This window comes from Micromonospora sp. NBRC 107095, assembly GCF_030269705.1.
Taxonomy (GTDB): Bacteria; Actinomycetota; Actinomycetes; order Mycobacteriales; family Micromonosporaceae; genus Micromonospora; species Micromonospora parva.
Genome location: NZ_BSTU01000001.1, coordinates 844642 through 856403 on the forward strand (window position 1 = coordinate 844642; position 11762 = coordinate 856403).

Annotated in this window: 11 protein-coding genes and 1 tRNA gene; 4 read left to right on the forward strand and 8 right to left on the reverse strand. The window is 70.3% G+C overall.

Features of this window, described 5'->3' with window-relative positions:
* Positions 1-69: 69 nt before the first annotated feature.
* The gene (locus tag QSK15_RS03995) at positions 70-531 is read right to left on the reverse strand and encodes a hypothetical protein (RefSeq protein ID WP_285792939.1); all 462 of its coding nucleotides are present in this window, start codon (positions 529-531) and stop codon (positions 70-72) included.
* A 46-nt stretch (positions 532-577) separates the two neighbouring features.
* Positions 578-2638 carry a heavy metal translocating P-type ATPase gene (locus QSK15_RS04000; RefSeq protein ID WP_285792940.1) on the reverse strand — a complete coding sequence of 687 codons (2061 nt, stop codon included), beginning with the start codon at positions 2636-2638 and terminating at the stop codon, positions 578-580.
* Between the two features lie 662 nt (positions 2639-3300).
* Here QSK15_RS04000 and QSK15_RS04005 point away from each other — a divergent pair.
* A tRNA-Arg gene (locus QSK15_RS04005) sits at positions 3301-3373 on the forward strand.
* Between the two features lie 115 nt (positions 3374-3488).
* On the opposite strand, the gene QSK15_RS04010 is transcribed toward QSK15_RS04005, so the two are convergent.
* The 5 genes from QSK15_RS04010 to QSK15_RS04030 all read right to left on the reverse strand — a co-directional run bounded on the left by QSK15_RS04010 (position 3489) and on the right by QSK15_RS04030 (position 7046).
* A complete protein-coding gene (locus tag QSK15_RS04010) occupies positions 3489-3869 on the reverse strand; it encodes a VOC family protein (RefSeq protein WP_285792941.1) in 381 nt (126 codons plus the stop codon).
* A gap of 194 nt (positions 3870-4063) precedes the next feature.
* A complete protein-coding gene (locus QSK15_RS04015) occupies positions 4064-4663 on the reverse strand; it encodes a ClpP family protease (protein ID WP_285794325.1) in 600 nt (199 codons plus the stop codon).
* Between the two features lie 137 nt (positions 4664-4800).
* Positions 4801-5298, reverse strand: coding sequence for a helix-turn-helix domain-containing protein (locus tag QSK15_RS32500; RefSeq protein ID WP_352232158.1), 498 nt, complete (start codon positions 5296-5298; stop codon positions 4801-4803).
* A 111-nt stretch (positions 5299-5409) separates the two neighbouring features.
* Positions 5410-6522, reverse strand: coding sequence for a hypothetical protein (locus QSK15_RS04025; protein WP_285792942.1), 1113 nt, complete (start codon positions 6520-6522; stop codon positions 5410-5412).
* Between the two features lie 11 nt (positions 6523-6533).
* A complete protein-coding gene (locus QSK15_RS04030; protein WP_285792943.1) occupies positions 6534-7046 on the reverse strand; it encodes a SigE family RNA polymerase sigma factor in 513 nt (170 codons plus the stop codon).
* A gap of 166 nt (positions 7047-7212) precedes the next feature.
* Between QSK15_RS04030 and QSK15_RS04035 the strand changes: the two genes are divergently transcribed.
* Positions 7213-8226, forward strand: a complete 1014-nt coding sequence (locus tag QSK15_RS04035; protein ID WP_279515024.1) for a potassium channel family protein — start codon at positions 7213-7215, stop codon at positions 8224-8226.
* A gap of 102 nt (positions 8227-8328) precedes the next feature.
* Here QSK15_RS04035 and QSK15_RS04040 read toward each other — a convergent pair whose 3' ends face one another.
* On the reverse strand, positions 8329-8808 hold the full coding sequence (locus QSK15_RS04040) for a MarR family winged helix-turn-helix transcriptional regulator (RefSeq protein WP_285792944.1): 480 nt from the start codon (positions 8806-8808) through the stop codon (positions 8329-8331).
* A gap of 82 nt (positions 8809-8890) precedes the next feature.
* On the opposite strand from QSK15_RS04040, the gene QSK15_RS04045 reads away from it, so the two are divergent.
* Both QSK15_RS04045 and QSK15_RS04050 read left to right on the forward strand, forming a co-directional pair.
* Positions 8891-9535 carry an FMN-dependent NADH-azoreductase gene (locus tag QSK15_RS04045; RefSeq protein ID WP_285792945.1) on the forward strand — a complete coding sequence of 215 codons (645 nt, stop codon included), beginning with the start codon at positions 8891-8893 and terminating at the stop codon, positions 9533-9535.
* A 466-nt stretch (positions 9536-10001) separates the two neighbouring features.
* On the forward strand, positions 10002-11762 hold the full coding sequence (locus QSK15_RS04050; protein WP_285792946.1) for a trypsin-like serine protease: 1761 nt from the start codon (positions 10002-10004) through the stop codon (positions 11760-11762).

An 11762-nucleotide genomic window follows, 5' to 3' on the forward strand; every position in this document is an offset into this window, starting at 1 on the left:
CTTTCGGAGTCGGTGAACGTGCGCGGAAGCGGGCGCGGGGTCACCGGGAGGTGACCGTCGCGGGCGCTTCTATAGGCGCAACACCGACACCGCGGCGACGCGTTGGCCCATCGGGGACCACGCTGGCGGGCCTCGGGGAACCGCCACGGACGGCTGGCTGCGGTCGCGGGAGGTGACGCCCGTTCGGCCCAGCAGCAGGGCCGCCGTCAACGCCAGCGAAACCCCGAACGCGCCGACGACCGCCAGGCACAGCGCCCACCCGGGCATGTGTCCGGGCGTGCCACCCGGCGCGGCGGTCACTCCCTCGCACCCGTCCCCGGCACACCCATGCGGGCCCGCGTCGTTCATCGCGGCAACCGCCGTCAGGATCGCTCCCCGTTGCGCCTCCGGTGCCATGGCCGCCCCGTGGTGCGGGCCGGCCACGGCTGGCTGGTGGCCCAGACTGTGCATCGCCGCGAGGCCGATCAGGGTGGCGGTCAGCAGCACGAGACGGACGAGACGTCCGCCTCGCACCGCCGACATGCCAGTCATGCCGACCACGCTACCGGCGGCCGGCCGGCCCGCGTCGCGAACCCGGTCACCTCGTCTCCTGCGGGCGCAGCCGCACCCGGCGCAGCAGTTGGGCGTTGAGGGCCACCACGATCGTCGACGCCGACATCAGCACCGCGCCGACGGCGGGGCTGAGCGTCACCCCGGCCCAGGCCAGCGCGCCCGCCGCGAGGGGCAGGGCGACCACGTTGTAGCCGGCGGCCCACGCCAGGTTCTGGATCATCTTGCGGTAGGAGGCGCGGGACAGCGCGATCACCCCGGTCACCCCGCGTGGATCCGACGAGGCCAGCACCACTCCGGCGGACTCGATGGCCACGTCGGTGCCGGCGCCGATGGCGATGCCCACGTCGGCGCGGGCCAGGGCCGGGGCGTCGTTGACCCCGTCGCCGACCATGGCCACCCGCAGGCCCCGTTTCTGCAGGTCGGCCACGGCGTCGTCCTTGTCGGCGGGCAGCACCTCGGCGTACACCTCGTCCTCGCCGGCCCGGAAGCCGAGGTCGGCGGCGACCGCGTCGGCGACCGGCCGGGCATCCCCGGTGATCATCACAATTTTCCGGACACCCTGGGCGCGCAGGTCGGCGATGGCCTGCCGGGCCTCCGGCCGGACCTCGTCGGCCAGCGCGAGGGCACCGACCACGGCCACCCGGTCGCCGTCGGTCCGCAGCAGGTGCAGTACCGCCGATCCCCGGCCGGCCCATTCCCGGGTACGGACGGATAGGTCCTCGGGTACCGTCGCGTTTACCTCGCGCAGCAGCGCCGGGCCGCCCACGGCGTACGTGACGCCGTCGACCTCCGCCTGGACGCCGCGTCCGGTCAGCGACCGGAACCCGGACGCCCGGCGGGACAGTTGCCGCTGCTGCGCGGCGGCGACGATCGCCCGGGCCAGGGGATGCTCGCTGTCCGCCTCGACCGCGCCCGCGACGGCGAGCACCTCGTCATCGCCGGTGCCGCCGGTGCCGGCCACCCCGGTCACGACGTGCTCCCCGCGGGTCAGGGTGCCGGTCTTGTCGAACAGCACCGCGTCCACGGTGCGCATCCGCTCCAGCGCGAGTCGGTCCTTGACCAGGATGCCGCCCTTGGCCGCCACGGCGGTGGACAGGGCGATCACCAGGGGGATGGCCAGGCCGAGGGCGTGCGGGCAGGCGATCACCAGCACGGTCACGGTGCGTACGACGGCCTCGTCGAGATTCCCGACGACGGTCCAGACAGCCAGGGTGACCGCCGCGGTGGCGGTGGCGATGTAGAACAGCCAGGCGGCGAACCGGTCGGCGAGCACCTGTGCCCTACCGCTGGACTGTTGCGCCTGCGCGACCAGCCGTTGGATGCCCGCGAGGGCGGTGTCGTCGCCGACCGCGTCCACCCGGACCCGGATCGCCGCGTCGGTGGCGATGGTGCCGGCCACCACCCGGTCGTCGACGCTCCGTGCCACCGGCCTGGACTCTCCGGTGATCATCGACTCGTCCAGTTCGGCGGCCCCGTCGACGATCTTCCCGTCGGCCGGCACCCGGCCACCCGGGCGGACCAGCACCACGTCGCCGACGCGCAGGTCGGTGACCGACACCGCCTGCGGCTGGCCGTCCTCACCGATGCGTTCGGCGTCGTCGGGCAGCAGTGCGGCCAGCGCGGAGAGTGCCCCCTGGGCCTGGCCGATGGCCTTCATCTCCTGCCAGTGACCGAGCAGCATGATGGTCGCCAGGGCGGCCAGCTCCCACCAGAAGTCCAGGTCGAACGCGCCGACCGCGGTGGTCAGCGACGCCACGTAGGCCACCGTGATCGCCATCGCGATCAGCAGCATCATGCCCGGCGCCCGGTCCCGTACCTCCCGGACCGCGCCCTGCAGGAACGGCGAGCCGCCGTACACGAAAACAACGGTTCCCAACACTGGCCCGACCAGCTCGATGCCGGGAAAGTCCACGCGGTAGCCGAACCAGTTCATCACCATGTGACTGGTCACCACGATCGGCACCGTGAGGACCAGGGTCAGCCAGAACTTGCGCCGGAACGCCTCCGGGTCGTGCCCGGCGTGCTTGTCGTGCCCACCGTGGTGCGCCGTCGGGTGACTCTCCTGCTCAGAGGTCTCTTGGGACATCTCGGCACCTCCCCTCGCCACAAGAATATACCCCCCCGGGGTATCCGCCGGCATCTCGCCACTCGCCGCGGCGGGCGGGCGGCGTGACGCCCGAGGGTCGCCACCCCGGCGACGGCGGGCTGGATCGCCGCGGTTGTCGCCGAGCACGAGTTGGGAGAGATTGTCACCAGCCTGCTCGGCATCGGCGCCGCCCTCGCCGCCGAGTTCCTCGCCACGCCGGCAACCTCACCACCTACGCCGGCCCCGCGGCACTCGCCGCGAACACGGGCCTCGCACCGATCTCCCGGGACTCCGGCCGCCGGCAAGGTCGCAGCGGCCACACCGCTGTCACCGTGGTCTGCGTCGGGTGTTGAGCCTGTCCAGCTTCACCGCCCTGACCCACTGCCCACGATCTCGCGCCTACCACGACAGGAAGAGAGCCGAGGGAAAGGCCCACCGCCAAGCCGTCGCCCTATCCAGACAACGCCTCAACGTCCTCTGGGCCTGCATTTGCGACAAGACCCCTACCAGCCCAAACGAGCAAGATCGGCAGGGGTGGTGCTGTGCAAACTCGCGTAGAGACTCCCTGGGCTGGGCGAACAGGGGTCCGGGGAACGTGGGCGAAAGTGGGCCACTCCCTGCCACCTCAGGTGAGCGCCCAGGTCGCTAGACTGTGCCCTCGCGCCCCCGTAGCTCAGGGGATAGAGCATCGGTTTCCTAAACCGTGTGTCGCAGGTTCGAATCCTGCCGGGGGCACCTCGACAAGCAGCCGAAACGTCACCCGACCTGCTCGTTCGCATGCTGTTCGCGGGGAACAGATGTGCGGACGTCGGTGGGTCGCAGTCCGGTCAGGCAGCGTGGGCGAGCGCCGTCAGAGTGGGTCGAGGCGGCTGTTGAGCAGGCAGAACTCGTTTCCTTCTGGATCGGCGAGCACGTGCCAGGACGCATCCGCAGGCTGACCGATGTCGACGGGTACGGCCCCGGCGGCCAGGAGGCGCTCGAGCTCGGCGGCCTGATCGCGGTCGGTGGGGTTGACGTCGATGTGCAGCCGGGCGTGCCCGCTCTTCGGATCGTCGTTGCGGATGAGGAAGATGGTCGGCTGCGGGCCGCCGAACCCTTCGCGCGGGCCTATCTCGATGTAGACGCCCTCTTCGCGATCGAGCTCGACGAAGTCCAGGACCTCGGACCAGAACCGCGCCTGCACCTCAAGGTCGCGGCACTTGAGCACGATCTCACCGATACGGCATGCCATTGACGAAACCTACTCTCAGCACGGGAGTTGCCGGGGCGGCCGCATGAGGATCTCATGGGGCTCCCTGCGGTGCGAACAAGATCGCGATCGTACCGGCTGAGGCCGGTCGGGCTCGAACTGATTCCAGCGCTTCGCCTGACCAGGTCGCGAGGCGCGGGCCGAGTTCGAATCCTGCCGGAGGCATGTCCTGTTGGTCAGAGCGTCGGCAGTTGTTCGGCTCGGGTGATCACCTGGTCGATGAGGCCGTACTCCCGGGCCTGCTGGGCGGTGAACCAGCGGTCCCGGTCCCAGTCGCGCTGGATCTCGTCGAGCGTGCGTCCACTGTGCTGGGCGATCAGCTCCTGCATCGTCCGCTTCACGTGCAGCATGTTCTCCGCCTGGATGGTGATGTCCGAGGCGGTTCCGCCCATCCCGCCGGACGGCTGGTGCATCATGATCCGCGAGTGCGGCAGCGCGTACCGCTTGCCGGCCGCGCCCGCACAGAGCAGGAACTGTCCCATCGACCCGGCGAATCCGAGCGCCAGCGTCGCCACGTCGTTGCGGACGTAGCGCATCGTGTCGTAGACCGCCATCCCCGCGCTCACCGAACCGCCCGGCGAGTTGATGTAGAGGTAGATGTCCCCGTCGGCGTCCTCGGCGGCGAGCAGCAGGATCTGCGCGCAGATCTGGTTGGCAGACTCCTCCGTCACCTCGGTGCCGAGGAAGACGATCCGCTCCCGCAGCAGCCGCTCGAACACGTGATCACCAAAGGTCGGTTGCCCGCCATCCAGCATCTGTACGCCGTACCTCATCATGTGCCGCCGCCTCCCACGGTGCCGGCGGGCGGTGAGGACCGCCCGGTGGACCGGCCCCTCCAGCGTGGGCACGACGGCGGTGATTGACCCAGTGATTCTGCCGGCGGCAGATCCGCCGACGGCAGAACCCGCGCGGCCTACGCGACGGTCAGCCGCCGCAGGCCCAGCCGGGTCTGTGCGCAGTCAGCCACTGCGGCGGTACGCGGACCGGGGCGGGAGCCGCCAGCGGAGGCTTTTTCGTGAACGCTGAGGGTCGGATCGCTCGCGATCGACCCGCGGTGCAGGACGAACCCACTGACACGGGGACCCACCAGCAGGGTGGCGTTGCCGATCTCCCGCCGGGTCGCATCGACCCTTTCCAGGTGGGTGAGCGCGGCCCGCGGTGCGGCCGGCAGTCGGGGCTCGACTCGGCGCATGTCGTCGCGGGCCTCGCCGAGCAGGTCGGCGAGGCTGATGCCGAGCGCTCGGCAGATCGCCGCCAGCACCTCCGACGAGGCCTCTTTCCGGCCCCGCTCGACCTCCGAGAGGTAGGGCACGGAGACGTCGGCCGACGCGGCCACCTCGCGCAACGTGCGGCCCTGACGCTGGCGGTGGCGGCGCAACACCCCACCGATCACTCGTCGCAGTAACGACATGCGGGCCTCACTCTCGCGGTCGTCGTCGGGGAACACCCCCATCATGCCCGCTGCCGGACCCGACGGTTGCCCGTGCGGGCCCGCACCGCCGCACGGTGCGGGCCCGACACGTCACCGACCCAGGTGGGTGCGCCAACTGGCCGGCTCGGGCACCAGCGTGACCGACGGGAACAGTGCCCTGGTGCCGCCGGCGGGCAGCAGCGCGCTGTCGTCGATCGTCACGTTCGCCCCGTTCACGTCGTAGACGGTCAGCGACTCGTTGCCGTTCTGCCCGCCGAACCGTGCCGGGTGTCCGGCGATGGTGGTGTTGGGTTCGACGTACTTGTTGTCGGTGGGATCGGTGATGTTCCGGTAGCGGGAGACGCTCACCGTCATCGTGCGAGCCTGCTGCTGGCCAGGATCGCCGGTGCTGGACCGTGGTGCCCAGGTGGTCGATGCGTACCAGTCGTTCGGCTCGTCCAGCGACTCCTGCACGTCGACCGTGATCACCCGTAGCGATGCCGGTACACCCGCCACGGTGGCCGGCATCGGGGTCGGCTCGTCGCCGAACCGCAGCGCCCTGGCCACCTGGGCAGCGGTGCTCCGGACGTCGCCTCCGACGCCAACCACCTTGAGCTGTGCCCAGCCGTCCGGGGCGTACCGCCAGCGCAGGATCGCCTCCGGCTGCTCGGCCCCGCTGTAGGAGGCGAAGCTGCTGGTGCCGCCGTTCAGTTCCGGGCCGGGCGTGGTCTTGCCGGGCCGGGCCGGTTCGCCGCTGTCCCGCTGTGGGGCCGGAGGTTGCACCCCCTTCGGATAGAGGGTGACCGCGACGCCCTTCCACTGGCCACCGCCGGGGGCGTTGGACGCGCTGAGGTACACGCCCGGACCGGAGAGCAGCAGTCCGGCCTGGTACTGGAGATTGCGCAGCCCCTCCGGCAGCCAGCCGAACCGGACGTACACCCGTTGCGGGTCGACCATGGTGAGCGCGGCCGGTAGCCCGGTCCGGCCCGCGCCGGCCGCGGTGCCCAACGGGGCCGGCGGCCGGTCCGGGGTCAGCAGCTCGGGGACGGTGAGCCCGCCGACGGTCAGCGCCACCGCCAGCAACGCGGCGCCGGCTCCGTGGGCGAGGCGGCGTTGCCGCCGTGCGGTACGCATCGCCCGCCGTACGTCCAGCACCTCGGAGGGCCGCTCGGCCGATTCGATCTCGGTCAGCATCAGGTCGCCAATGTGGCGTTCGTCCAGCATCGTCGCTCCTCTCAGTTGCCGGTCAGGGTGGGGGTGAGCAGGGTGCGCAGGGTGGCCAGGCCCTTGGCGGTCTGGCTCTTCACCGTCCCCGTCGAGCAGTTCAGGGCTTGGGCGGTCTCCTCGACGCTGAGGTCCTGGAAGTACCGCAGCACCAACACCGCGCGTTGCCGTGGCGGTACCTGGCGCAGTGCGCCCACCAACGTGATCCGGTCGCTCGGGTCGGGAAAGGCGGTGGAGGCGTCGGGCAGCGCGGTGCCGAGGCGGACCCGCGCCCACCGCAACCGCCGCTCGTCGATCAGCCGCCGCAGCAGCATGGTGCGCACCAGCGCATCCAGGTGGTCGGCCTGGCGGGCCTTGGCCCAGTTGCGGTACAGCTCGGTGAGCACCCGTTGCAGGATGTCGTCGCCCCGGTCCCAGTCCCCGCACATCAGGTAGGCGGTGCGTCGCCACTGCGCCATCCGGGACCGGACGTACTCGGTGTATTCGTCGTCGGCCTCGGCTCGCCGTCCGCCGCTCGTCGTCACGAGGGTCGCGCCCCCTCCGTCTGCCGGCCTGCACCGGGTCGTCGTTGTCGTCCGGTAGTCGGGTGTGGGCGGGCCGCCGGTTGTCCGCTGCGACCCCGACGTGCGGTCGCCGGTGTACCCGCTATGTTGTGGGCGTGCAGGCGACGGCGGGGGAGCAGGTTCGACAGTGATCCATTTTCCCGCGCAGCGTCGGGGCCCGCTGAGCGCGCTGAGCCTCCGGCTCGCCGCCGCCCTGGGCCTGGTCTTCGCCGTGGTCGCCGCGGTCTACCTGGGCCGGGACGGCTACCGCGATGTCAATGAGGACGGCCTCACCCTCCTGGACTGCTTCTACTACGCGGTGGTGTCGCTCTCGACCACCGGCTACGGGGACATCACCCCGGCTGCGCCGTCGGCTCGGCTGGTCAACGTCCTCTTCATCACCCCGGCCCGAGTGATCTTCCTTATCATCCTGGTCGGTACCACCCTGGAAGTTCTGACCGAGCAGTACCGGACCGGCCGTCGCCTGTCGCGGTGGAGGAGAGCCGTGAAGGACCACGTCATCATCTGCGGCTACGGCACCAAGGGACGCAGCGCGGTCTCCGCCCTGCTGGAGAACGGTCTGGACCGCTCGCGGATCGTGGTGGTGGAGCGCAGCGCCGCCGCCCTGCGGCAGGCCACCTCCGCCGGACTGGTGGCGATCGAGGGCTCGGCGACCCGCTCGTCGGTGCTGAACGAGGCGCACGTCAAGAGCGCCAAGGCCGTGATCATCGCGACCGACAGCGACGACGCGTCGGTGCTGGTCGCGCTGACGGTGCGGCAGCTCACCGCCGGGCAGGTCCGGATCATCGCGGCGGCCCGGGAGGCGGAGAACGCCCCCCTGCTCAAGCAGAGCGGTGCGCACCACGTGATCGTCTCCTCGGCCACGGCGGGCCGGCTGCTCGGCCTGTCCACCTCGGCGCCGCCGCTGATCGACGTGGTGGAGGATCTGCTCACCCCCGGCCAGGGCATGGCGCTGGCGATGCGTTCCGCGGAGCGGGACGAGGTGGGCCGTTCACCGCGTGAGCTGGACTCGTTGGTGATCGCCCTGGTACGGCGGGGCAAGGTGGTGACCCTGGCCGACCGGGCCGGAGCAGTGATCGAGACCGGCGACATGCTGGTGCACGTACGCGACGACCGCCCGCAGTCGGCCACGACCGCCTGATCGTGGCACCGCTGTTGTGCGGTGTGACCGCCCCGCCGTCGGCGTGACCCCTGCTGGACAGCCGCGCCGCTGAAATGCGGCAGCGTCAGCAGGGGCGCGGCGTCAGCGGGGGTCGTCGGCGCCGCAGATCACCTCGGCGCAGTTGACCGACGTGCCGGTGGCGGCCCGGTTGAGCAACTCGTAGAGCGTCTCCCGCTCGGCGGGATTCAGCGCGCCCAGCACCTCGTCCTCGGCGCCGGCCAGGGCGCATTCGGCCTCGCTGAGGCGTTTCGCCCCATCGTCGGTGAGTCCGACGACGTGTCGACGGCGGTCCTCGGGGGAGCGCCGGCGCTCGATCAGCTGCTTCGCTTCGAGGTCGTTGAGCAGCCCGACGATGTTGGTGCTGTCCATTTCGAGGGTGGTGGCGAGCGCCTGCTGACCGGTGTCGCCGCCGGCGCGCAGCACGGTGAGCGCGACCAGGTGCCGGGGGCGTAGCCCCAGCGGTGCCAGTACCGACTCCGACCGCAGCCGTATCCGCCGGGCCAGGTGGTCCAGGAGGGCGCCCGAGCGGTGCTCCGAGGGGTCGAGCGGCTGGGCGGACATGTGACCCAGTCTACCGAGCGGGCGGAACATCGGCTTGCTATAAATAGTTGGTGCTGCACAGACGATTCCTGGAGGAGGAATAATGCATCTGTTGCATATTGATTCGAGCATCCGAGGTGACTGGTCCGTCAGTCGGCGGCTCACCGCCCGCGCGGTCGACGCATGGCGTGCGGCCCACCCGGGCGGCACCGTGGCCTACCGGGATCTGGGCGCCGACCCGCTGCCGCACCTGGACGCCGCCGGCGGGCTGGCGCGGATGACGCCGCCGGACCAGCACACGCCGGCCCAGCGCGAGTCCTGGGAGCTCAGCGAGCGGTTGGTCGACGAGGTGAAGCAGGCCGACGTGGTGCTGCTCGGGCTGCCGCTCTACAACTACGGCGCGCCCAGCAGTGTCAAGTCCTGGGTCGACCACCTGATCGTCCCTGGGCTGGCGTACGACCCGACGACCCAGGAGGGCCTGCTCGGCGACCGCGAGTTCGTGGTGCTCGCCACCCGAGGTGGCGGATACGGCGATGGAGCCCCGCGCAACGGCTGGGACCATGCGGAGCCGTGGCTCCCGCACGGCCTGTCGCTGACCGGCCTGCAGCCGCGCTTCATCAGTGCCGAGCTGACCCTGGCGCCGTCGGTGCCGGCGATGGCCGAGCTGATCCCGCTGCACGAGGCGAGCCTCGCGCAGGCCGAGAAGGAGATCGACAATCTCTGGCCGCCGGCCGGTGGCACCCGCTGACTGTCGGTCGCCTCGTCGTGGCGGAGGGTGGCGGTCCACACCGGACGGCCACCCTCCGGCCCGGGACATCCAGTTCTGTGCACCGGGTGGCTGAGGGCCGCAACCCGTCCGGATGAGTCGTGGCTGCCCTGACCCCATCGGTTTCGTCGCGGTCCGGTTTCGGATCATGGAGAAAACCCCTTACCGGGCAGCTTCCTGACCGAACCCTTGCTACGGTGTCCCGGCTTAGAGCTGTCAATGGGTGTCGCTGCCGGGAGTTGTCGGCGCGGCGTCGTTGGCGCAGGCACGACGGGGAAAATCTTCAATACGGGCGGATTCGCCCTGGTGTGTTTCGTCGTTCACGCGTCGCGTCCCCCGGCAGGCCATCCCGGCAGCTCCGAGCGCCTCGTAGTCGAACGACGGGAAACAATCAGTGGCTGAAGTGGCAACATCCGCAGGAGCCCGACGGCGATGGGCCGCCGGGGCCGTGGCGAGCCTTGCTCTCCTCGGCGTGGCGGCGTTCGTGCCCGCGACGGCAGCTCAGGCCGCCCCCGCGGGGGACGGCGTGTTCAACGCGGTGACCGGTGCCTCTCGCACCGGCCAAGAGAGCAAGCTGCGCAACCTCCACAAGGGAAAGCTCGTGCTTCCCGAGCCGGGTGCCAAGGGCCGACGGTTCCAGTCCGGCACCGGCGCGACTCCGAAGATCTTCGGGGGTAACCTCGCGAGCGCCTCGGAGTTCCCGTACATCGTCGGTGTCGTCACCACGCTCCAGTTCGAAGGCGTCTTCTACTGGTACTGGTGCACCGGCACGATCATCGCCCCCAACAAGGTGCTGACGGCCGCGCACTGCACCGCCGACGGTCCCGGCACCACCCGGGTCATCGCCGGCAACGACCGGCTGGTCGACAGCAACGGTCAGATCGTTGGCGGCAGCGGCTTCGTCGCCGAGGTCGGCTCGACCTGGACCCACCCGGGCTGGAACATCGCCCAGCAGTACGCGGACCCGGACGCCCCGATCCTGGACGACGTCTCGGTTCTCACGCTCAAGCAGAACCTGCCCAGCGAGTACAAGCCGGTGTCGCTGAGCGCCCAGGGCGACCAGAAGCCGTACGCGGCCGGCACCTCGGCCCAGATCGCCGGCTTCGGCATCACCTCGTCGGACGACGAGTTCCCCGACAGCCGGCTGCGTAAGGCCACTGTGGCGATGCGGTCGAATGCCGACTGCGACGTGCCGGGGCTCTACGACGCCAACCGGATGATCTGCGCGGGCTCGGGCACGCCCTCCATGCCGAGCAGCGACACCTGCTCCGGTGACTCGGGTGGTCCGCTGCTCGTCAACGGGGTCCAGGTCGGCATCACCGACTGGGGCTTCCGGCCGTGTGGCTCGTACGCCGGCTACTACGAGCGGCTGAGCTACTACGCCAACACGATCAAGGCGGACCTGACGCGTCCGCCGCTGATCAACGCGGACTGGACCGGCGATGGTCACTCGGACCTGCTGACCCGTGACAGCGCCGGCAACCTCAAGCTGTACATGGGCAGTGGCTTCGCCAACGACGGTCTCGGCGGCTTCTACCTGAGCAAGAAGATCGGCAACGGCTGGGGCATCTACAGCCGGGTCTTCCGGGTCTACAACTGGAAGGGCGACAAGAAGCCCTCGATCATGGCGATGAAGCCCAACGGTGATCTGTTCATCTACGACACCGATGGCAAGGGTGAATTCGTCGGGGGTGCGAAGAAGATCGGCACCGGGTGGCAGGGCTTCACCGCGCTCATGGTGACGAACAACTGGCTGGGCAACAACCGGCCGAGCCTTCTGGTGCGCAAGTCCAACGGCGACCTGATCCGCTACACCAGCAATGGTGCGGGCGGCTGGGAGAACCCGCTGGGCACCAAGATCGGCAACGGCTGGAACGGCTTCAACCTGTTCCTCACCCCTGGGGCCTGGAAGGGCGACGGGCGTGAGGTGCTGATCGGTCGCACCTCGACCGGCGACCTAAAGCTGTACCAGTCCGACAACAAGGGCGGCTGGACCAACCCGCTCGGCACCAAGATCGGTAGCGGCTGGCAGGGCTTCAAGAACATCATCGTTCCGGGCGACTGGAGCGGCGACAACATGGTCGACATGCTGGGCGTCAACAGCAAGGGCGACATGCGGCTCTACACGACCAACGGCTACGGCCAGTGGATCGACGCGAGCGGCAAGGTCGTCGGCACCGGCTGGGGCGGCTTCAACCTGGTCTTCTGA

Bases quoted from the DNA above. Each gene is read 5' to 3' on its own strand.
- QSK15_RS03995 (WP_285792939.1), bottom strand. From the start codon at position 531: ATGACTGGCATGTCGGCGGTGCGAGGCGGACGTCTCGTCCGTCTCGTG.
- QSK15_RS04000 (WP_285792940.1), bottom strand. From the start codon at position 2,638: ATGTCCCAAGAGACCTCTGAGCAGGAGAGTCACCCGACGGCGCACCAC.
- QSK15_RS04010 (WP_285792941.1), bottom strand. From the start codon at position 3,869: ATGGCATGCCGTATCGGTGAGATCGTGCTCAAGTGCCGCGACCTTGAG.
- QSK15_RS04015 (WP_285794325.1), bottom strand. From the start codon at position 4,663: ATGATGAGGTACGGCGTACAGATGCTGGATGGCGGGCAACCGACCTTT.
- QSK15_RS32500 (WP_352232158.1), bottom strand. From the start codon at position 5,298: ATGTCGTTACTGCGACGAGTGATCGGTGGGGTGTTGCGCCGCCACCGC.
- QSK15_RS04025 (WP_285792942.1), bottom strand. From the start codon at position 6,522: ATGCTGGACGAACGCCACATTGGCGACCTGATGCTGACCGAGATCGAA.
- QSK15_RS04040 (WP_285792944.1), bottom strand. From the start codon at position 8,808: ATGTCCGCCCAGCCGCTCGACCCCTCGGAGCACCGCTCGGGCGCCCTC.
- QSK15_RS04045 (WP_285792945.1), top strand. From the start codon at position 8,891: ATGCATCTGTTGCATATTGATTCGAGCATCCGAGGTGACTGGTCCGTC.